Genomic DNA, 20,193 nt, shown 5'->3' with positions numbered 1-20,193 from the left:
GGCCCGCGCGGGGGCGAAAAGGGGCCTGGCCCTCCTATCCTTTGAGGCCGGCGTCCGCCCCGATCGCCCGCCGGGTCCTTCCCCAGGCGGCGAAGAGGAAGAAGAGGGCGATGAGGGGCCCGACGACGATGAGCGTGCCGGCCGCGGAAAGCTGCCAGTTGGCGCCGGCCTCGGCCGCCTGCGTGAATTTTGCCAGGCCCACGGTCACGGGCCGGACCGCGTCGTCGTCCGTCACGATGAGCGGCCAGAAAAACTCGTTCCAGTGATAGCTCACGGAAAAGAACAGGAAGGCGAGGAGGCTCGGCAGCGCCAGGGGAACGTAGACGTGCCGGAGCACCTGGACGAGCGAGGCGCCGTCGATGCGGGCGGCATCTTCATACGCCTGCGGGACGCTTCGAAACGCCTGCCGGAGCAAAAAGACCGCCATCCCGGAGCCGAAGTAGGGGATCATGATCGCCCAGAGGGTGTTCAAAAGGCCGAGGGACTTCATCGTCAGATAGTTCGGCAGGACGAGGGCGTTCATCGGCAGCATCATCTGGAGCAAAAAGAGGAAAAAGAGGGCGTCGCGGCCGAAAAACCGGAGCCGCGCAAAGGCGTAAGCGGCCGGGACGGCGAGGAGCACCTGAACGAGCGCGACAACGACGACGATGACGAAGGTGTTCAGGTAGTACCGGCCGAACGGAGCGTACGACCACGCGGCGGCGAGGGCCTCGAAGGTGAGGCGGGAAGGCAGGAGGCTCCGGCCGACGCTTTCGTCGAGGGGCCGGAAGGCCGTGACGGCGGTCCAGAGAAGGGGAAGCGCCCAGACGATCGCCAAAACGACGGCGATCCCCGTCGCGGCGGCCGCCCCGAGGGCGCCCGGGCGAAACCGGAACCGTCCGGCGCGGTCGGCCCTGAGCGCGAAAGTGGCCCGCGGCCGCCCGGACGAAACCGAACCGGACGCGGCCGCCTCGTCTTCCCCCGCTTTCGACTCCGCTCCGATGGACCGTCGTTCTCCCGCCGCATCGACCCTCCCGGCGTCTGCCCGATTCTCCCCGGCCGCCCCGGTCCTTTCGCCGGCCGCCCGATTCCCTTCGGCCGCCGCTTTTCTCCCGCCTGATGGATGGGGCGTCCCCCCTTCCGAAGCCTCGGCCCCGCCGCCCGCCGGAGCCGCTTTGCCTTCCGCCGGCGGGGCTTCGGGGACGATCCAACTGCGCTCAAGCGACACCGTCATCCCTCCCGAAAAGCCGCTCCAGGCCGTAGACTTGGACGCCGGCGATGAGGCCGGCCAGGCCGAGGAATACGGCGGCCGTGGCGGCCGCCCGCGGCCAGTCGCCGTAGAAAAAGGCGGTCAGGTACATCTGATAGAGAAGCAGGTTGGTGGCGTTGTTCGGGCCGCCCTGCGTCATGACGAAAATCGGGTCGATCGTGCTCAGGGCGTGCAGGAGGCTGACCGTTCCGACGAAGATGATCGTCGGCCAAAGAAGCGGCAGACGGATCATGAGCGTGAGGCGCCCTTCTCCGGCGCCGTCGAGGCGGGCCGCCTCTTCGACGTCTCTGGGGATCGTCGAGAGGCCGGCGAGGAACACGAGAAGGTTGAACCCCATCTCGCGCCAGACCTCCACGACCGCCAGGGCCCAGAGGGCCGTCTCCGGCCTTCGGAGCAGGGCCGGATCGGTCAATCCGAGGCGGTCGGCGAGGACCGCGAGGAGGCCGTACTGGGGCGTGAACATGAACAGCCAGATCGCTGCGGCGCTTACCACCGGAAGCGCCAGCGGGAGCACCCAGACCCCTTCGAGCGCCCGCCGAAATCGCCCCGGCCGGCCGTGGATCCAGAGGGCGAGGAAAAACGCGATCGCCATCGCCGGAAGGGAGGAGTAGGCGAGAAAACGAAGCGTCGCCCCGAGGGAGAGCCGGAAGACGGGATCCCTCCAGAGATCCCCGAACGCGCGGCCGATGCCGCCTTCCGCGGTCCCCGCCAAAAGAAGCGTCTTCAGCACCGGATAGGTGCTGAAGACGGCGACGAAGAAAAGGGCGGGGGCGATGAGGGCGTACGGGAAGAGGCGCCGCCAGAAGGCCGCGCCGGCGGACGCGGCCGGGAGGGCGGCGCGCCGGGAGAGAGGCCGGGAAAGGTCCGCCATCGCGTTCCCTCCCGCCGGGTCAGCGAGCGACTTTTTGCAGGATGCGATCGGCGTCCTGCTGGGCCCGGGCAAAGGCGTCGTCGACGGTCGCCGCGCCGGTGAGGACCGCCTGGATCGCGTCCGCGACGATCTTTTGCACCTGCGGCCGCTGATAGGGGGCAAATTCGGGGTGGGCGTATTCCAGCTGCTTCAGCGCGACTTCCGCCTGCGGCCGCTCGGCGACGTATTGTTTCCAGCGGTCGGTTTCCGTCGCCGCTTTCCGGACCGGCGCGTATCCGGTGTCGATGGACCAGCGGGCGGCGATTTCGGGGGAGACCATCCACTGGACGAAGGTCCAGGCCGCCTCCTTATGCGTCTCCGGAATGCCCTTCAGGATGTAGAAGTTGCCGCCGCCCGTCGGGACGCCGTACTGCTTGTCTTTCGGCAGGAAGGCGACGCCGACGTCGAAGTTGGCCTGTTTGAGGATGGCGCTCAGGCTTCCGGTGGAGTGATACAGGAAGACCGTCTTTCCGGCGGTGAAGTCGGTTGAGGCGGCGGACCAGTCGATCACGCCTTCCGGCATCACGCCCTCCCGATGGCTCAGGTCGACGAGCCACTGCATTGCCCGCTTTGCCGCCGGCGTGTCGACGAAGACCTTCGTCGGGTCGCCGTCATAGAGGCCCTGTCCCGCTTCGAGCGCCAGGGCTTCAAAAAGCCAGGTGCTCACGCCGGAGATGGGGATCTCGACCCCCCAGCGGGCGACCTTTCCGTTTTCCCGGCGCATCGTCTTCTTCGCCGCGTCGACGAGCTCATCCCACGTCTCCGGCGGCTTTTCCGGGTCGAGGCCCGCCTCTTTCAGAGCCGTCTTGTTGTAATACATGACCGGCGTGCTCCGCTGAAAGGGAATGCCCCACGTCTTGCCTTCCATCTGGGAGTTCAGCATGAAGGCGGGGAAAAAGTCCTGCGGGTCGAAGCGAAGGGCGGGGTCGGTTTTGGCAAAGAGGTCGTCGAAAGGCTGGATCGCGTCGATTTCCCGCAGGTAGGCGAGGTCCTGGGAGAGGGAGATGACCACGTCCGGCGGGTTGCCGCCTTTTAAGGCGGTGACGATTTTGGCCGTGTTGTCGGCGTAGTTGCCGGTGAAGACCGGTTTGACGCGGATGCCGGGATGCGTCCGGTTGAACTCGTCGACGAGGCCGTTCATGATTTCCGTGAGGGGACCGGTGACGCCGACGGGGTAGAAAAACGTAAGCTCGACCGGCCGGGAAGAAGCCGTTTCGGCCGGGGGAGCGCCGGCGCTTTGGGACGTCGGCGCCGCGTTCGTCGGGGCGCTGTCTCCGGTCGGCCGTCCGCCCTGACCGCAGCCGGCGGCGGCGAAGGAAAGGACGGCGACGAGAAGCAGCGCAAAAAGCCGCGGGCGGAAGATGGGGGGCATGACGGTGCCTCCTTTTGCCGCATGAAAGTCCGGACCGGCCAGAGGGGGCGGAGCGCGCCGCAAATGGAGATTAAGTGCTTAACCCGCGGCGCCCCGGTCTACCCTTCGGTCCCTCCCCCAGGATAGTCGAATACTGTCAAGAGGCGATGAAGACATTGTAAAGATGACGTAAAGGTTCGGTAAAAATGGCGCGAACCGTCGCTTCGCGCGCCGACCCGAAGCGCTGGCCGGACGCGCCGGGGGAAGCCGGCCGACCCGGCGATGGGGTCCGATTCACCGAACAAGGAAGCAAGGCATGATGGAAGGTATAATGAAAACAGGCCCTTTGCCGGAATCGCGGTTTGCGGATTCATGATCCGGAAAGGAGGCGAGGGGATGGCGGCATCCCGCGGCGGATCGGGGCGGCGGGCCATCCTCGTGAGCGCCTGCCTCCTCGGGCACCCGGTGACGTATACCGGCGACGACAACTTCGTCGACGACCCGAGGCTCCGGCGTTGGCTGGCCGAAGGTCGCGTCATCGCCGTCTGCCCCGAAGTCGCCGGCGGGCTTTCGACGCCGCGGCCGCCGGCCGAAATTCGCGGCGATCGGGTGGTGACGGTCGACGGTCGCGACGTGACCGAAGCGTTTCAAAAAGGGGCCGAAGCGGCCCTCGCCCTGGCACGGCATTTTGACGTCGCCCTGGCCCTCCTCAAACAGTCGAGCCCGTCGTGCGGCAGCCGGCGGATCTACGACGGCACCTTCAGCGGCCGCAAGATCCCCGGCGAAGGGGTGACGGCTCGGAGGCTCCGGGAAGCCGGGATCCCCGTCTTCGGGGAAGACGAGCTCGACCGGGCGGAAGCGGCCCTCCGGGCGGCGGAAGGACCGTCGGCGAACGGACCTTCCGATGCCGAGCCGGAAGCGCCGAGGCGGGGTTAGACTTCGACGTCCGAAGCTGCTAAAATAAAAAAGAAACACGCCCGATCGCTCGGCGCCCGACGGGGCGCCGCCTTTGTGTTCTGGGGGGATGGTCGTGCGCGTCATCATGCGCATTCCGGAAAAAAAAGAATTCACCTTTTCCGGTCCGAAAAAGGTGCGGGAGATCCTTCGGGAGCTCAAGATGAATCCCGAGGCGACGCTCGTCATCAAAGGGAATACGCTCCTTACGCTCGACGACGTCGTGGAAGACGGGGAGGAGATCGAAGTCCGTTCTGCCATCTCCGGGGGGTGAAGGCATGCGACTTTGTAAGGTGTGCAAGGAGAAGGCGGTGATCGAGCTTCCCCAGCACAACACCGCCTTCTGCCGGGAGCATTTTCTCGCGTACTTCGAAAACCAGGTGCGGCGGGCGATTCAAGACTTTCGGATGTTCACGCCGGACGACCGGATCCTCGTCGCCGTCTCAGGCGGAAAAGACAGCCTCGTCCTCTGGGAGGTGCTCCTTAGGCTCGGCTATCAGGCCGACGGCCTCTACATCGACCTCGGCATCGGCGACTACTCCGTCGCCTCGCGGGAAAAGGCGGAGGCCTTCGCCGCCGCCCGGGGGGCGACGCTCCGGATCGTCTCCCTCAAGGAGCAGTACGACGTCACGGTGCCGGAGCTGGCCCGCTCGCTTCGGCGGCCGGCCTGTTCCGGATGCGGCCTCGCCAAACGGTATCTTTTTAACCTCGAGGCGGAGAAGGGCGAGTACGACGTCCTGGCGACGGGGCACAACCTCGACGACGAGGCGGCGACGTTGTTCGGGAATGTCCTGCACTGGAACCTCGAGGCGCTCCGGCGCCAGTCGCCGGTTCTCGAGGCGGAAAACGGCTTTCGCCGCAAGGTCAAGCCGCTCATCCGCCTGACGGAGCGGGAGACGGCCGCCTACGCCATCCTTACCGGCATCGACTACATCGTCGAAGAATGTCCGCACGCCGTCGGCGCCCGGAGCCACGTCTACAAAGAGCTCTTAAACCAGCTGGAGCTTCGCTCACCGGGCGCCAAACGGCAGTTTCTGCTCGGCTTCTACGAGCGGGGGCGGGCGGCGATCGAAGGGGCGACGGAGCGGCCGGAGGTGCGCCCTTGTAAGGTTTGCGGCCAGCCGACGGTGGCGGAGGTCTGCTCGTTCTGCCGCATGATGCAGCGGGTCGGCGTGGACGAAGTGCGGCTCATGACCGCCGCCGGCGTCGAGTAAGCCTGCGGTTTTGGAGATCGATGCCGCGGTTCAGGCGTCCGGCGCCGGCGACTGCCGCAGGGAGGATCGGGGACATGGGGCGTTCGTTTTTTCGCCGGCTCGCCCGGGGGCTCGCCTGGGCCGTCGGGGGTCTTTTCGTGCTCGGGCTGGGGGCGGGTTGCGGACCACCGGAGGCGGCGCCGGAGGGACCCGGCTGGACCGCCTCCGGCGCCGGTCGCCTCATCGAGGTCGTCCGCCTGGCCTACGGGACGGCTCCGGACGAAGTCGGCTTCAACGCCTTTCGCGACGAGTGGATCGACCAGGGGCCGATGAGCTTCGACGTCTTCGACGATCAGCTGTTTCTCCTTGACACCGCCAACCGGCGCATCCTCATCCGGCCCCTTTCGGAGGCGGCCGCCGGCCGCTATCCCGAGACGCTGGCGGTGCCGGAGGCCTGCTGGCTCAGGGACCTCGACGTCGGGCCGGCCGGCGAGCTCGGCGTCCCCGGGGTTATCCCCGATCGCCCGGTCCTTCGGGTCTTCGACCTCTGTCACGAGGCGGTGCGGACTTTGGACCTTGAGGCGGGCCGCTGGTCGGAACCGGAACCGATGGCCGAGGCGGACGCGTTCATGCGGTTCGGGCGCCCCGGGGCGGCCTGGTCGGCGGAACGGATGGCGGACGGGGCGATCCGTATCGCCGTTCAACCGCCGGCGGGAACTCCGTACGCCTTCACCGTGGAAGGGCGGCCGCTTCTCGAACAGGCGATCCTCGTGAGGGCCGTCCCGGACGGAGGGATCGTCGAGGCGGTGCTTCGGCGATCGACCGAGACCGAACTACGGGAGGCCCGCTCGGTCGGCTTTTTCGGCACGGACGGAAGCCTCCGGGCGTCTTTTCGCCTGCCCGTCGAGCGGACGATCTTGACACCGGGCCGGGACGTCCGCTTTGCCGAAGAGGCGCTTTTTTGGATGGCGCCGGAAAAAGACGGCGTCCGCCTTTACCGCCTGTACCTCGGCGAAGGGGCCAGCCGCCTCTTTTGAGCGGCCGACTCTTCTGAGGGAACGGCCGCCCGGCGAACGGGCGCCCTTGCGTCCGGGCGCGCGATGTGGTATAGTGACCCCATAAGCTTGGCGCCTGCGAAAGGCCGCGGGTTCGCACGGCCGCGAGCTTATGCCATTTTTTCAAGGAAGGGAAGACGGTTCGTGTATCAAGGACGGGTCAAGTGGTTCAACGCCACGAAGGGGTATGGCTTCATCGAGCGGGACGGCGGAGAGGACGTCTTCGTCCACTACACCGCCATCGTCGGTGAAGGGTACAAGACGCTCGAGGAAGGCCAGCGGGTCTCCTTCGACATCGTGCAAGGCGCTCGCGGTCCGCAGGCGGCCAACGTCGTCAAGCTCTAAGCCGCGGCCATCGTTCGATCCTGACGGCGATCGCCGTCCGGGATGAATCCCCGGCGCCCATCGGCGGCCGGCGGCGGATGCCTCATTGCACGATCGGGCAGACGCCGAAGAGGCGAATGAACGTCGACAAAAGCCAAACGGTGCGCCCTCCGAAGCGCGGTACGGAGGGCGCTTTCTGTTGACCGGCGCATCACCCGGGCGTTCTTTTCGCGGCCGATCCGCTGGATGATTTTTTGTCGTTTGACGCCGCCGGGCGAATCGCGTTATACTCAGGGTACCAGCGAAGGCGCCCGAAAGCGCTTTCGGAAAGGGGTCTTGGCGATGCGGTTTTTGATCCGCGGCGAAAACGTCGAGGTGACGGAGGCCTTACGGGCCTACGCGGAAAAGCGGCTCGGCGGCGTGCTGGAAAAGTACTTCGCCGAGGACGCCTCTCTCACCGCCCACGTGACGATGAAGGTCTACCGGGACGGGCACCGGGTGGAGGTGACGATTCCGACGCCCGGCCTCATCCTCCGGGCCGAGGACAAGACCGGAGACATGTATGCGGCGGTGGACAACGTCGCCGAAAAGATCGCCCGCCAGATCCGCAAGTACAAGACGCGCCTTCACCGGAAGCCGCGGGAGTCGGACGGCCTCAAGGGGCTCTTTCGAGAGACGGCCGAGCCTTCGGACGTCGCGCCGGCAGAGGAGGCGCCCCGCATCGTTCGGGTGAAGCGCTTTGCCTTAAAGCCGATGGCCGCAGAAGAGGCGGCGCTGCAGATGGAGCTTCTCGGCCATACCTTCTACGTCTTCCAGAACGCCGAAACCGACCGCATCGGCATCGTCTACAAGCGCCGGGACGGAAGCTACGGTCTCATCGAGCCGGAGTGGGCGTAAGGGCCTCATCGAGCCGGAGCGGGCGTAAGGCGCTCATGCCGGACAGGATGAGCGGCCGGACGGGATGAGCGGCCCAGGCCCAGGCCGGCCAGTCGTCCGGAAAGCCAAAAAAGGCAAAAGAGCGGTCGTAACGCCGGCGGCGCTTTTCGCGCCCATGGCGGGGGCGCCGCGGGCAGGGAAGCGGGACAACCGGACGGGCGAGGGGAAACGAAGGCGGGGGCCTTCGTTTCTTGTTTTTTCACCGTTTGCTTTGCTACAATCAAACCAGGTTTTCCGGAAGGGGTCTTCGGCCGATGATCGGGCTCATCCGTCGCCTCCTCCCGTCTCGGGACGAGCGGGAGGTGAGGCGGTATATGCAAAAAGTCGAACGGATCAACGCGCTGGAGCCGGAGATGGAGCGGCTTTCCGACGCCGAGCTTCGGGCGAAGACGGACGAATTCCGCCGGCGGCTCGAAGGCGGACAGACGCTTGACGATCTTCTCATCGAGGCGTTTGCCGTCGTCCGGGAGGCGTCGAAGCGGACCCTCGGCCTCCGGCACTTCGACGTCCAGCTCGTCGGCGGCATGGTGCTTCACGACGGCCGCATCGCGGAGATGAAAACCGGCGAAGGGAAGACGCTTGTCGCGACGCTGCCGGCGTACCTGAACGCGCTCCTCGGAAAGGGCGTCCACGTCGTCACGGTCAACGACTACCTCGCCGCCCGAGATCGGCGGGACATGGGCCGGATCTACGAATTTTTGGGCCTCACCGTCGGCCTGAACGTCCCGGGGATGAGCCACGCCGAAAAGCAGACGGCGTACCAGGCGGACATCACCTACGGGACGAACAACGAGTTCGGCTTCGACTATCTCCGGGACAACATGGCCCTGACGAAGGAACAGATCGTCCAGCGGCCGCTTTACTACGCCATCATCGACGAGGTCGACTCGATCCTCATCGACGAGGCCCGGACGCCGCTCATCATCTCCGGGATGGCCAAAAAAGACAGCGGCCTCTACTACGCCGTCGACCGCTTCGTCCGGGGGCTTCAGGCGGACGAAGACTACACCGTCGACATCAAAGCCCACTCCGTCGCCCTGACCGAGCGGGGCGTCGCCAAGGCGGAGCGATACTTCGGCATCGACAATCTGTATGACCCGGCGCACATGGATCTCAACCACCATATTCTGCAGGCGCTCAAGGCCCACGTCCTCATGCGCCGGGACGTCGACTACGTCGTCGAAGACGGCCAGGTGATCATCGTCGACGAGTTCACCGGCCGGCTCATGTACGGCCGGCGGTACTCCGACGGCCTGCACCAGGCGATCGAGGCCAAGGAAGGCCTTCGGGTGCAGGAAGAGACGATGACGCTCGCGACGATCACGCTGCAAAACTATTTCCGCCTGTACCAGAAGCTCGCCGGGATGACCGGCACGGCCAAGACGGAAGAAGAAGAGTTCAAGTCGATCTACGGCATGGACGTCGTCGTCATCCCGACGCACAAGCCGATGATCCGGGTCGATGCCCCGGACGTCGTCTTCAAGACGGCGGAGGCGAAGTTTTACGCCGTCGTCGAGGAAATCGTCCGGCGGCACCTGACCGGCCAGCCGGTCCTCGTCGGGACGGTCTCCATCGAGGTGTCGGAGCACCTGTCCGAGATGCTCCGGGACGTCCGCCGGTATCTCCCGCGAGTGGAAAAGCGGGGTCGGGCGCTCCTGGAGCTCCTCGCCGACGACGGGCGGCCGGAGTGGGCCGAGCTGAAAAAGCGCCTCAGCCGGCCGGCGGCCGTCCGGCCGGAGGACCTGGAGCCGTACGAGGCTCGCCTCGGCGAGCTCAAAGGAGCGGTCCGCGAAGCGTTCGAAGCGTTCCGGACGGCGGTCGTCACCGCCGAGGCCATCCGCCGCGGCATCCCGCACGAGGTGCTGAACGCCAAGCACCACGCCCGCGAGGCGGAGATCGTCGCCCGCGCCGGCGAGCGGGGGGCGGTGACGATCGCGACGAACATGGCCGGCCGCGGCACCGACATCAAGCTCGGCCCCGGCGTCGCCGAACTCGGCGGGCTTGCGATCATCGGCACCGAGCGGCACGAGGCCCGGCGGATCGACAACCAGCTCCGGGGCCGCGCCGGCCGTCAGGGGGATCCCGGCCACTCGCAGTTTTTCCTCTCCCTCGAAGACGAGCTCATGCAGAAGATCGGCGGCGAGCAGGTCAAGCAGCTCATGGAGCGCTTCCGCTTTCCCGACGACGAGCCGATCGAAAGCCCCCTCGTCACCCGGGCGATCGAGTCGGCCCAGAAGCGGATGGAGGCCCTCAACTTCGACCGGCGCCGGATCGTCCTTCAGTACGACAACGTGCTGAACGAACAGCGGGAGATCATCTACAAGCAGCGGCGGGAGGTCCTTTTTTCCGACGACGTCAAGCCGATCGTCCTCGGCATGATCGAAAGCCACATCCGCCGCCTCGTCGAGGCCCATCTCACCGACGACCTCGTCCCGGAAGAGTGGGATCTCCCGGCCTTGGTGGCGGCCCTGAACGCCTCCGTCTTCGAGGAGGGAGACGTCGAGCCGGAAGCGCTCCGGGGCCTCGATCGAGAAGCGATCTTAGGCCGCCTCGTCGAGCGGGCCCGAGTCCGTTATGAGGAGCGGGAGGCGGCGATCACGCCGGAGGTCATGCGGGAGTTCGAAAAGGTCGTCCTCCTCCGGGTCGTCGACGCCAAGTGGATGGACCACATCGACGCGATGGACCAGCTCCGGCAGGGCATCCACCTCCGGGCTTACGCGCAGACGGACCCGCTTCGGGAGTACCAGTTTGAAGGCTTCGAGATGTTCAAGCAGATGATCGCGAGCATCGAAGAAGAGGTCACGACGTATATGATGAAGGCGCAGGTCGGCGCCGGTGCCGTCGTCCGGGTGGCGGTGGCGGAGGCCCAGGCCGCCGGTGCCGAAGGCGTTCGCCCGCGAAGCGGGGGGGCGGACGCCGTCCGAAAGTCACCCGGGGCGGTCGAGGCCGTGAAGCCCCCGATCGGGACTCTGGACGTCCCGTCGCCCCGGTCTCCGGTCGACTTAAACGGCGGCGACGAGAAGAAAAAAAAGCCGATCGTCAAGGGGCCGAAGATCGGCCGAAACGACCCGTGCCCCTGCGGAAGCGGGAAGAAATACAAGCACTGCCACGGAAAAAACGTCTGAGCGCCCCGTCGCCCCGGGTTGAGGCCGAACCCCGGACGTCGAACCAAACGTCTCTACCCCGTCTCTCCGAGGTGATGAGGATGGATCTGTACGAACTGCGCCAGGAAGCGCGTCGGCTGTTTGAGCGGCTTTGGGCCTTAAGGGGGTCTCTTTGACCCCGACGGGAAGCGGGCGCGCCTGGAGACCCTGGAAGCCCAGATGGGCGCGCCGGATTTCTGGTCGGACCCCGAGCGGGCGCAGCAGATCTCGGCGGAGGCGCATGCCCTTCGGGAAACGCTCGAGGCGTATGAAGATCTCGTCCGGAAAAAGGACGACATCGAGGCGCTCCTCGAGCTGATCAAAGAAGAAGAAGATCCGGAGCTCGTCCGGGAGCTCGAGGCGACCGTCAAGGCTCTCGCCGGAGCGCTCGAGGCGTACGAGCTCGAGCTCATGCTCTCCGGCCCCTACGACGGGAAAAACGCGATCCTCGAGATTCATCCCGGCGCCGGCGGCACCGAGTCCCAGGACTGGGCGTCGATGCTCTTCCGCATGTACCAGCGGTGGGCGGAAGACAGGGGATTTAAGGTCGAGGTGCTCGACCTGCTTCCGGGCGAGGAGGCCGGGATCAAAAGCGTCTCGCTTCTCGTCAAAGGGAAAAATGCCTACGGCTACCTCAAAGGCGAAAAAGGCGTCCACCGCCTCGTGCGCATCTCGCCGTTCGACGCCTCCGGGCGGCGGCACACGTCGTTTGCCTCGGTGAGCGTGCTGCCGGAGATCGACGAAGACGTCCACGTCGAAATCCGGGACGAAGACCTCCGGATCGACACGTACCGCTCGAGCGGCGCCGGCGGCCAGCACGTCAACATGACCGACTCCGCCGTCCGCATCACGCACCTGCCGACGGGCATCGTCGTCACCTGCCAGTCGGAGCGCTCCCAGATCCAAAACCGCGAACGGGCGATGAAGATCCTCCGGGCGCGGCTTCTGGAACGGGCGCTCGAAGAACGGGAAAAAGAGCTCAAGGCCCTCGCCGGTGAGCAGAAAGAAATCGCCTGGGGCAACCAGATCCGCTCGTACGTCTTTCACCCGTACAGCCTGGTCAAAGACCACCGCACCGGCGTGGAGGTCGGCAACGTCCAGGCGGTGATGGACGGCGAGCTCGATCCGTTCATCGATGCCTACCTCCGGTGGCAGGCTGCCGGCGGACGGCCGGCGGCGCCGGCGGAAGCGGCGAATCAGGCGGAGTAAAAGTTACACTGGTGTGTCACGCCGTTCTGTGCTATAAGATAAGCACATGGATTCATTCACACGCGGGGGCCGCGCGTGAAGGCGCGGCTCCGGCGTGGTATCCCGTCGGAGAACGGCGTGGCCTTCTTTCGGAGAACAGCCGAGGCGAGGGGAGCGAAGGGGAGTTGAGCCGAGTGCGGTGGATGATGTGGGCGAAGCGCGCTGCCGCGGGGGCGGCGCTTTTTGTCCTTCTGGGGCTCGTCGCCTGCGGCCGCCCGACCGGCGGGGCCGGCGAGGCGGGGTCGGGGGCTTCGGCGCCGGCCGAAGCGCCGGCGGCCACAGGGCCGGCGTCGGGCGAGAAGCCGTCCGGCGCGAAGGCGATCGGGATCACGCAGATCGTCGAGCATCCGTCGCTCGACGCCATTCGGGAAGGCATCCTCGAGGGGCTGGCGGAGGCGGGGTACGTCGAGGGGAAGACGCTTCAGGTCGACTATGAAAACGCCCAGGGCGACCGATCGATCGCGACGGCGATTGCGGAAAAATTTGCCGCTTCTCCGCTCGATCTGGTCATCGCCATCACCACGCCGTCGGCTCAGGCGGTCAAAGAGGCGGTCACCGACAAACCGATCGTCTTTGCCGCCGTCACCGACCCCGTCGCCGCCGGCCTGGTGGAAGCCCTCGACCGGCCGGGGGAACGGATCACCGGCTCCAGCGACCAGACGCCCGTCGATCTCGAGCTCGACCTCATCCGGAAAGTGCTTCCGGACGCCCGGACGATCGGCATCGTCTATCACTCCGGCGAAGTGAACGCCGAAGCGCAGCTCCGGGCGACGGAAGCGGCGGCCCGCGATCGGGGGCTTGCGATCGAAAAGCGGGGCGTGACCGCCGCCGCAGAGGTGCCGCAGGCGGTGGCGTCGATCGCCCGCCGGGTCGACGCCTTCCTCATTCTGAACGATAACCTCGTCGTCTCGGCCGCCGACGCCTACCTCGATGCCGCCGGCGAGGCCCGGAAGCCGGTGTTCGCCTCCGATCCGGACACCGTCGCCAAGGGCGCCGTCGCCACCTACGGCATCGACCAGCGGGCCCTCGGTCGGCGGACGGGCGAGATCGCGGCGCGGATCCTCGGCGGCACGCCGCCATCGGCGATCCCGGTCCTCGTCGTCCGGGACACCGAGCTCGTCGTCAACCGCCGGGCCCTCGAGCGGCTCGGCATCGTCCTTCCGGCGGCGTTGGAGGCCGAGGTCAAGGTCGCGTACTGACGTCGCGGACGGTGCGGCCCGGGGCACAGCGAAACGTCACAACCGATTGCAAAAAGCCGCCGGCAGGCGCCCTGCCGGCGGCTTTTTTAAAGGGGGGCTACCGGTGCGCGAAGCGGGAGAGATTCGCATCGAAGAGCTCGTCGGCGAAGCGGCGGAGCAGGCGGCCTATCGCCTCATGCATCAGCTCAGGCACCACCTGAACGAAGCGGATTACCGGGCGCATCTCAGGGCGATGCGGGCCTTCGGTTACCGGCTGTTCGGCCTCTTCGTGGAGGACGCCCTCGTCTCCCTGGCGGGCGGGTACATCCTCCACAGCTTTTATAACGGCCGGTACTTCTACCTGCTCGACCTCGTCACCGACGTCTCTCGCCGGTCCCAGGGGTACGGCGAGAAGCTTCTGGCGTACGTCGAGCGGTGGGCGGAAGAACAAGGGTGCGAAAAGTTAGAAATCACAAGCGGCCTGGCGCGGGAGGAGGCCCACCGCTTCTACGAAGAGAAGATGGGCTACTTGAAGGCGAGCTACATCTTTCGGCGGGCGTTTTGATTTCGGCGGGCGTCGTGGCGCCGAACCGCAGGCCAGGCCAGGGCCGCCCCTGACCGCCGGATGGACCGCGGTCGGGCGGACGTTTTGTCTTCCGAACGATGCGGATGCCGGTTCTCCTGAGTCGGGGCGGGCGCCGTGTCGTCCGCGATGGGGCGCCCCACGGGCGGGGTGGCGCCGGCTTGCGGACGCCGGATCGTCCGCGGGCGGTCGGGACGCCGGGCGATTTTTGCCCGGTGTTTTTTTGTCGATCCGGTCGAACCGCCTCGTCTTTTCATGCTATAATAGATCCGGCTACATACGAGAATTCGACCGTATTTTTCCCGGGCAATAACGCGTCGAATTCGCCCGTCAAAGGAGTGCCTGCCGTTGATCGAAATGGACAGCGTGACGAAGGCCTACCGGAACGGCGTCGTCGCCTTGCGGGACGTCACCCTCTCGATCAAGGCCGGCGAGTTCGTCTACCTGACCGGGCCGTCGGGCGCCGGCAAGTCGACGTGGCTCAAACTCGTCTATCGGGAAGAGCGGCCGACCAAGGGGACGATCAAAGTGGGCGGCTTCGATCTGACGAAGCTCAAAGCGCGGCAGGTCCCTGAGCTCCGCCGGTCGATCGGCGTCGTCTTTCAGGACTACCGCCTGATCGACCGTCTGACGGTGGCAGAAAACATCGCCTTTGCCCTGGAAGTGCTTGAGCTGCCGGAACGGGAGATCCGTCGCCGGGTGGCCGAGCTCCTCGATCTCGTCGGGCTAGAGGCCCATGCCCGCCGGTTTCCCCGGGAACTTTCCGGCGGGGAGCAGCAGCGGGTGGCGATCGCCCGGGCGCTGGCGCCGAAGCCGAAGCTCCTCATCGCCGACGAACCGACGGGCAACCTCGATGAGGAGACGGCAGCGTCGATCGTCCGGCTGCTCATGGAAATCAACGCCTTCGGCACGACGGTCGTGATGGCGACCCATGACCGGGCGCTCATCGAACGGTTTCCGCGCCGGACGATCCGGTTGGAAGGGGGCCGCGTCGCCTACGACCGACCGGCGCGGCAGGTTCGGGAGGCGGTCGGACGGTGAGGCTCAGGACGATGCGCCGGCACGTCCGGGACGCGTTCCGGGCCGTCTGGCGCAACCGGTGGATGAGCCTCGCGGCGGTGAGCACCGTCGCGGTGGCGCTCTTTCTCGTCGGCGTCTTTGCCGCCATCGCGCTGAACGTCCAGCATCTCACGGAGCAAATGGAACGACAGGTCGAAATCCGCCTCTTTCTCAAGGACGGCACCGGACCGGAGGCGGTCGCGGCGCTGGAGGCGGCGATCCGGGCGATGCCGGAAGTGGCGGACGTCCGCTTCATCCCGAAGGACGAAGGCCTGCGGCAACTGAAGGCAGATTATAAAGATATGGCAGATTTGTTTGATGGTTTGGAAGAGGACAACCCCCTGCCGGATGCCTTTGTCATCAAGGCGAAATCGCCGGAGGAGACGGCGACCGTCGCGGAGCGGCTGGCGGCGCGCCCGGAAGTGGAGACGATCCGTTACGGCAAGGAGTGGATCGACGTCTTCTTCCAGACGACGGCTTTCCTTCGTCGGGCGATGCTCGTCATCGTCGCGGGCCTCGTCGGCGTGGCGACGTTTCTCATCGCCAACACGATCCGGCTGACGATCGTCCACCGGCGGGACGAGATCGAGGTGATGCGCCTCGTCGGGGCGACGCGGATGTACATCCGCTGGCCCTTTTTCATCGAAGGGGCCTTCATCGGCCTCGCCGGCGCGCTTCTTCCCCTCGGCGCGCTCGCCTACGGCTACGACGCGCTGCTTGCGCGAATTCGCCTGCCTTTCGTGACGCTTCTTCCTTTTTCCGCCGTCGCCGAGCCGCTTGCGGCGCTCATCGTCGGCCTCGGCTTTGGCATCGGCGTCGTCGGCACGCTGGCCTCGATCCGGAAGTTCCTCCGCGTCTGAGGATGCGGGCGGGTGCCGCCGACACCGCGAAGCGAACGCGAAACGGGGAAGCGAAAGAGGAGAAAGGGAGAGGATCGTGCCACGCGCCACCGGACGGCTCATCGTCGCCTTGGTCGCCTTCATCGCCGTCTTCGCGCTGGGCTCAGGCCGCGCGCTCGGCCTGAGCGAAGCGGAGATCCGGAAGGCCCTCGAACTAAACAAACAGAAGCAGGCCGAACTCAAAACCCAGTCCAAGCGGGTCACGGAGGCGCTTCAGGCCAACCGGGCGGAGCAAAAGCGCCTCGGTCAGGAGATCCGCTACCTCGACCTCAAGATGAATGAGGCGGAGACCCGACTGCGCAAACTTCACGGCGAAATCGCCCGGACGGAAGCCGACGTGGCGAAGACCGAAGCGGCCCTTCGGGACGCCGAGGCGCGGATCGCGGCGCGGCAGGCGATCCTGAAGAAACGGGTGCGGGCGCTTTACGAGCGGGGGCCCGTCTCGTACTGGGAAGTCCTCTTCGGCGCCCGGTCGATGGGGGATTTTTTGAGCCGGCTGGTGCTCATGGGCAAGGTCGTCGCCCACGACGAAGCGCTGCTGGAAGCCAACCGCCGGGATCGGGCCTTGATCGCCGAGAAGAAGGCGGAGCTCGACCGGCTGCTTGCCGCCCTCCGGCAAAAGTACGCCCAGGTTCAGGCGGAAAAGGCCCGTCTGGCGAGCCTGCAGAAGGAGCGGACGGTCCAGATCGCCCAGCTCCAGGCCCAGGCGGTCGATTACGAAAAGGAACTCGAGAAGTACGACCAGCAGCTTTCGGCCCTCGTCAAGGAGTACAACCGCCTGAACCAGGCCCTGACGAAGGTCTACTGGAGCGGCGGTCAGCTCGCCTGGCCGGTGCCGGGTTACTTCGCCATCTCGTCGCCGTTCGGCTATCGGATCCACCCGATCACGAAGCAGCGAAGCTTCCATTCCGGGATCGACATCCCGGCGCCGGAGGGGACGCCGATCGCCGCCGCCGAGGCGGGGAAGGTCATCCTGGCGGAGTATTACGGCGGCTACGGGAACACGATCATCATCGACCACGGCGGCGGCATGTCGACCCTCTACGGCCACATCCGCCCCGGCGGCATCAAGGTGAGCGTCGGTCAGGTCGTAAGCCGCGGTCAGACGATCGCCGAGGTCGGGTCGACGGGCCTTTCGACGGGACCGCACCTCCATTTTTCCGTGCTTAAAAACGGGGATTACGTCAATCCGATGAATTACTTGGGTCGTTAAGGTATAATACAGCTATCCGGACGGCAAACAGACGCCTCGGGCGTCTGTTTTATGCTTATTGATGGGGGCGGTCAGATTGCATCATCGCGGGCGGCTCCGCCTGATCGGCGCGCTCCTCGTCGGCGCCCTTCTCGGCAGCGGGGCGACCGTGTTCGTCCTCGGCGGCTGGGGGGCCGGGGCGCAACTCCCTTTTGGGGCTCTGGCCGGCGACGTGCCGACGCCGCCGGTGAAGGCGCCGGCCGAGTTTCGCCGGCTGGTCGACGCGTATGCGATTTTGCGCGACGGATACGTCGACAAACAGGCGGCGACGCCGGATCGGCTCATCGACGGCGCCATCCGGGGCATGGTGTCGTCGCTCGACGATCCGTACACGACGTACCTCGACCCGGAGGAACTCAAGCAGTTCGAAGAGTCGCTGTCGAGCTCGTTTGAGGGGATCGGCACGGAAGTGACGATGATCGGCGGTAAGCTCACCGTCGTCTCCCCGATCAAGGGGTCGCCGGCGGAGAAGGCCGGGATCCGTCCGAACGACCAGATTTTGAGCGTCAACGGGGAGTCCCTCGAAGGGCTTTCGCTTCAGGAGGCGGTGAAAAAGATCCGCGGCCCCAAAGGGACGAAGGTCGTGCTCGAAATCGTCCGGAGCGGGATGAGCGAACCGATCACGATCACCGTCGTCCGGGACACGATCCCCCTCGAGAGCGTCCACAGCAAGCTGTACGACGTCCAGGGCGTGAAGCTCGGCTGGATCGAGATCACTTCGTTTGCCGAAAACACCGCCCAGCGCTTTTTCGAAGAGATGAAGCGGCTGGATCGGGAGGGCGCCCGGGGCTTCGTCATCGATGTGCGCGGGAACCCCGGCGGCTACCTCGAGGCGGTCACCGGCATCCTGGAGGAGCTCGTTCCTCGGGAAGGGATCCTGTACCAGGTGGAAGATCGGAACGGCGAGCGGCAGGTCTACCGGTCCAAGCTTAAGGGTGACGGGCGGCCTCTTGTCGTCCTGATCGACGAAGGAAGCGCCAGCGCCTCGGAGATCCTCGCAGCGGCCTTAAAAGGCGCCGGCTATCCGGTCGTCGGGACGCCGTCCTTCGGCAAGGGAACGGTGCAGGTGACGCGGGATCTCACCGGCGGCGGATCGATCAAACTCACCGTCGCCAAGTGGCTGGCGCCGGACGGGACGTGGATCCACAAAAAAGGCGTCCAGCCGACGGTCGCGGTGAAACAGCCGGATTATTTTCACCTGCCTCCGCTCACCGTCGAGGCGCCTCTCAAGCGGGATATGAACGATCAGGCGGTGGCGGTGCTGCAAAAAATGTTAAACGCCCTCGGGCTCCCGGTCGACCGGACGGACGGGTATTTCGACGCGTCGACGGAGGCGCAGGTGCGGGCGTTTCAGCAGCAGGAGGGCCTGCCGGTGACGGGCGTCGTCGACGGGGCGACCGGCGCCCGGCTGTCGGAACGGCTGTACCAGAAGATCAAAGACCCGGCAAACGACGTGCAGCTCAAAAAGGCGCTCCAGGTGCTCGCTCAGGAGGTCCGGACCCGGACGGCTCGGTGAAGCGGCCGGATGAAACCGGCGAAGACGGACGGTCGGCCGGCGCGGCAGGTCGGGCGGAAAGAAGGGGGGATCGGCAGCATGGGCGGCTGGCTCTGGTTGGCCGCGGTGGCGGTGTGGGCGGCGGGCTGGACGGCGCTCGCGTTTCGCTGGCAAAAAGGGCTGGAGCGCCGAACGTTCGGCCTTCGACTGGAGGCGCCGCTCGTCCGCATGGGGGCGTCGCTCCGCTTCTGGCTGACCGCGAGCGCCGGCGCGGCGGGGGCGGCGGTTCTCCTGCCGCCGCTTCCGCCGCCGGAAGCCCTCCTCGGCGTGACGGCCCTTTCCCTCGGCGCCTCCGTTTTCCTTCTCCCGCTGGCCCGACCGGCGCCGGCGGCCGCCGTTCTGGCCGCCGCCGGGAGCCTGATCGCCTTCGCCGGTCCGCGCTTCGCCGACCCGTCGGCGCCGCCCGAAGCCGTTTGGGTTTTCAACCTTCTGCCGAAAGCCGGATCGGTCCGGGAGGCGCTGTCGTCGGTCCAGGCGGCCGCGGCGGCCCTGGCGGCGACGGCTCCCGCCGCGTGGCTGGCCCTGGGCGCCGTGGCGCTGGCGGCCGAAGGGGTGGCTTTGGGGACCGCGCCCGCAGGGCTTTATGCGCCCTACGCCACCCGGACGGCCCGGGGCGGCGTGGAGACCGGCCGGCAGCTCGTCCTCGCCTGGGGGGCGCCGCTCTGGGGGGGCGGCGGACCGCTTCCGGTCGCCGGCGTAAGCGTCTTACGCTGCCCCGGCGCGGTTCCGGGGCAAGCGCGCCGGCAGGCGGCGCGGCGTCGGCTGGGCGGCGCCGCGCTTCTCGGCCTCCTCGCCTGGGCCGCGTGGGCCGCCCCGGCGGCGCCGGCGGATGGTCTGGCGGCTGCGGTCCTCCTCGCCTTCGTCGACCGGTGGTCCGGTCGGCCGATGCTTCGGGAGAAGGCGGTGCGGCCGGATGACGCGGGCGGTCTCGTCGTCCTCGCCACCGTTCCGGGCTCGCCGGCCCGGCGCCTCGGCATCCGACCGGGGTGGCGGGTGCTCGAGGTCAACCGCCGGCCGGTCCGGACGGCAGACGACGTCTATTTCGCCTTAAGGGCGCAGCCGTACGCCCGTTTCGTCCTGCTCGACGAGCGCGGCGAGCGGCTCTTTCGGGAGTCGCCCCGCTATGCCGGGGCGCCCCACCTGTTCGGTCTGATCTTTGCTCCGCCGTCGGCGCCCGCCATTCCCGTGCCGAAAACCGTGTTCGGTCTCCTTCGGCTGCCCGTCGCGCGGCCGGGCCGGCCGACCGAGCAGGCGCCGGCCGAGGAGGCGACGATCTGAACGAAAGACGGCGGGAAGAGATGGCG

Annotated in this window: 18 protein-coding genes; 15 read left to right on the top strand and 3 right to left on the bottom strand. The window is 66.8% G+C overall.

Annotation, left to right across the window (positions count from 1 at the left end):
- Positions 1-34 precede the first annotated feature (34 nt).
- Genes K2M58_RS11195 through K2M58_RS11185 form a run of 3 tightly spaced genes read right to left on the bottom strand, consistent with a single transcriptional unit; the run spans position 35 to position 3,531 of the window.
- Positions 35-1,207, bottom strand: a complete 1,173-nt coding sequence (locus tag K2M58_RS11195; protein ID WP_252393472.1) for a carbohydrate ABC transporter permease — start codon at positions 1,205-1,207, stop codon at positions 35-37.
- A complete protein-coding gene (locus K2M58_RS11190) occupies positions 1,197-2,120 on the bottom strand; it encodes a carbohydrate ABC transporter permease (RefSeq protein ID WP_220677605.1) in 924 nt (307 codons plus the stop codon). Before K2M58_RS11190 ends, K2M58_RS11195 begins: the two co-directional genes overlap by 11 nt.
- Positions 2,121-2,139: 19 nt before the next feature.
- Positions 2,140-3,531, bottom strand: a complete 1,392-nt coding sequence (locus K2M58_RS11185) for an ABC transporter substrate-binding protein (RefSeq protein WP_220677604.1) — start codon at positions 3,529-3,531, stop codon at positions 2,140-2,142.
- A gap of 375 nt (positions 3,532-3,906) precedes the next feature.
- Between K2M58_RS11185 and K2M58_RS11180 the strand changes: the two genes are divergently transcribed.
- From K2M58_RS11180 to K2M58_RS11105, 15 genes are all read left to right on the top strand, one after another.
- The gene (locus K2M58_RS11180) at positions 3,907-4,446 is read left to right on the top strand and encodes a 2-thiouracil desulfurase family protein (protein ID WP_220677603.1); all 540 of its coding nucleotides are present in this window, start codon (positions 3,907-3,909) and stop codon (positions 4,444-4,446) included.
- Between the two features lie 88 nt (positions 4,447-4,534).
- Positions 4,535-4,738 carry a ubiquitin family protein gene (locus K2M58_RS11175; protein WP_211258053.1) on the top strand — a complete coding sequence of 68 codons (204 nt, stop codon included), beginning with the start codon at positions 4,535-4,537 and terminating at the stop codon, positions 4,736-4,738.
- A 37-nt stretch (positions 4,739-4,775) separates the two neighbouring features.
- The gene (locus K2M58_RS11170; protein WP_220677602.1) at positions 4,776-5,678 is read left to right on the top strand and encodes a PP-loop family protein; all 903 of its coding nucleotides are present in this window, start codon (positions 4,776-4,778) and stop codon (positions 5,676-5,678) included.
- 74 nt (positions 5,679-5,752) lie between these two features.
- The gene (locus tag K2M58_RS11165) at positions 5,753-6,694 is read left to right on the top strand and encodes a hypothetical protein (RefSeq protein ID WP_220677601.1); all 942 of its coding nucleotides are present in this window, start codon (positions 5,753-5,755) and stop codon (positions 6,692-6,694) included.
- Between the two features lie 162 nt (positions 6,695-6,856).
- Positions 6,857-7,057 (top strand): cold-shock protein, encoded by a 201-nt coding sequence (locus K2M58_RS11160; protein WP_066202908.1) that lies wholly within the window; start codon positions 6,857-6,859, stop codon positions 7,055-7,057.
- A 321-nt stretch (positions 7,058-7,378) separates the two neighbouring features.
- Positions 7,379-7,933 (top strand): ribosome hibernation-promoting factor, HPF/YfiA family, encoded by a 555-nt coding sequence (raiA, locus tag K2M58_RS11155; RefSeq protein WP_220677600.1) that lies wholly within the window; start codon positions 7,379-7,381, stop codon positions 7,931-7,933.
- A 293-nt stretch (positions 7,934-8,226) separates the two neighbouring features.
- Positions 8,227-11,097, top strand: a complete 2,871-nt coding sequence (gene secA, locus K2M58_RS12750; RefSeq protein ID WP_289628250.1) for a preprotein translocase subunit SecA — start codon at positions 8,227-8,229, stop codon at positions 11,095-11,097.
- 80 nt (positions 11,098-11,177) lie between these two features.
- Positions 11,178-12,324, top strand: a protein-coding gene (gene prfB / locus K2M58_RS11140) for a peptide chain release factor 2 (protein ID WP_220678909.1) whose coding sequence is annotated in 2 segments (ribosomal slippage) — positions 11,178-11,249 and positions 11,251-12,324 — 1,146 coding nt in all. Because the reading frame shifts where the segments join, the coding sequence is not laid out codon by codon here.
- Between the two features lie 173 nt (positions 12,325-12,497).
- Complete coding sequence (locus K2M58_RS11135; protein ID WP_252393625.1) at positions 12,498-13,562, top strand: ABC transporter substrate-binding protein; 1,065 nt, start codon at positions 12,498-12,500, stop codon at positions 13,560-13,562.
- Positions 13,563-13,665: 103 nt separating this feature from the next.
- Positions 13,666-14,106: a GNAT family N-acetyltransferase gene (locus K2M58_RS11130; RefSeq protein ID WP_220677598.1), complete on the top strand. Its 441-nt coding sequence runs from the start codon at positions 13,666-13,668 to the stop codon at positions 14,104-14,106.
- A 366-nt stretch (positions 14,107-14,472) separates the two neighbouring features.
- Positions 14,473-15,165 carry a cell division ATP-binding protein FtsE gene (gene ftsE, locus K2M58_RS11125; protein ID WP_220677597.1) on the top strand — a complete coding sequence of 231 codons (693 nt, stop codon included), beginning with the start codon at positions 14,473-14,475 and terminating at the stop codon, positions 15,163-15,165.
- Positions 15,162-16,043 carry a permease-like cell division protein FtsX gene (gene ftsX / locus K2M58_RS11120; protein ID WP_220677596.1) on the top strand — a complete coding sequence of 294 codons (882 nt, stop codon included), beginning with the start codon at positions 15,162-15,164 and terminating at the stop codon, positions 16,041-16,043. Before ftsE ends, ftsX begins: the two co-directional genes overlap by 4 nt.
- 76 nt (positions 16,044-16,119) lie before the next feature.
- Entirely contained in the window at positions 16,120-17,295 is a 1,176-nt protein-coding gene (locus K2M58_RS11115) for a murein hydrolase activator EnvC family protein (RefSeq protein WP_220677595.1), read from the top strand.
- Between the two features lie 76 nt (positions 17,296-17,371).
- Entirely contained in the window at positions 17,372-18,850 is a 1,479-nt protein-coding gene (locus K2M58_RS11110) for a S41 family peptidase (protein WP_252393471.1), read from the top strand.
- Positions 18,851-18,859: 9 nt separating this feature from the next.
- Positions 18,860-20,167 (top strand): PDZ domain-containing protein, encoded by a 1,308-nt coding sequence (locus K2M58_RS11105; RefSeq protein ID WP_220677593.1) that lies wholly within the window; start codon positions 18,860-18,862, stop codon positions 20,165-20,167.
- Positions 20,168-20,193: the final 26 nt, after the last annotated feature.

It is taken from the genome of Hydrogenibacillus sp. N12 (assembly GCF_019645935.1).
Classification (GTDB): Bacteria; Bacillota; Bacilli; order Thermicanales; family DSM-22653; genus Hydrogenibacillus; species Hydrogenibacillus schlegelii.
The sequence above is the reverse complement of the archived record's forward strand: the minus strand, read 5'-3'. Positions and strand labels throughout refer to the sequence as shown.

Excerpts from the sequence above, each read along its gene's own strand:
- K2M58_RS11165 (WP_220677601.1), top strand. The coding sequence starts at position 5,753 with ATGGGGCGTTCGTTTTTTCGCCGGCTCGCCCGGGGGCTCGCCTGGGCC.
- K2M58_RS11180 (WP_220677603.1), top strand. The coding sequence starts at position 3,907 with ATGGCGGCATCCCGCGGCGGATCGGGGCGGCGGGCCATCCTCGTGAGC.
- K2M58_RS11185 (WP_220677604.1), bottom strand. The coding sequence starts at position 3,531 with ATGCCCCCCATCTTCCGCCCGCGGCTTTTTGCGCTGCTTCTCGTCGCC.
- secA (WP_289628250.1), top strand. The coding sequence starts at position 8,227 with ATGATCGGGCTCATCCGTCGCCTCCTCCCGTCTCGGGACGAGCGGGAG.
- raiA (WP_220677600.1), top strand. The coding sequence starts at position 7,379 with ATGCGGTTTTTGATCCGCGGCGAAAACGTCGAGGTGACGGAGGCCTTA.
- K2M58_RS11190 (WP_220677605.1), bottom strand. The coding sequence starts at position 2,120 with ATGGCGGACCTTTCCCGGCCTCTCTCCCGGCGCGCCGCCCTCCCGGCC.
- K2M58_RS11105 (WP_220677593.1), top strand. The coding sequence starts at position 18,860 with ATGAAACCGGCGAAGACGGACGGTCGGCCGGCGCGGCAGGTCGGGCGG.
- K2M58_RS11175 (WP_211258053.1), top strand. The coding sequence starts at position 4,535 with ATGGTCGTGCGCGTCATCATGCGCATTCCGGAAAAAAAAGAATTCACC.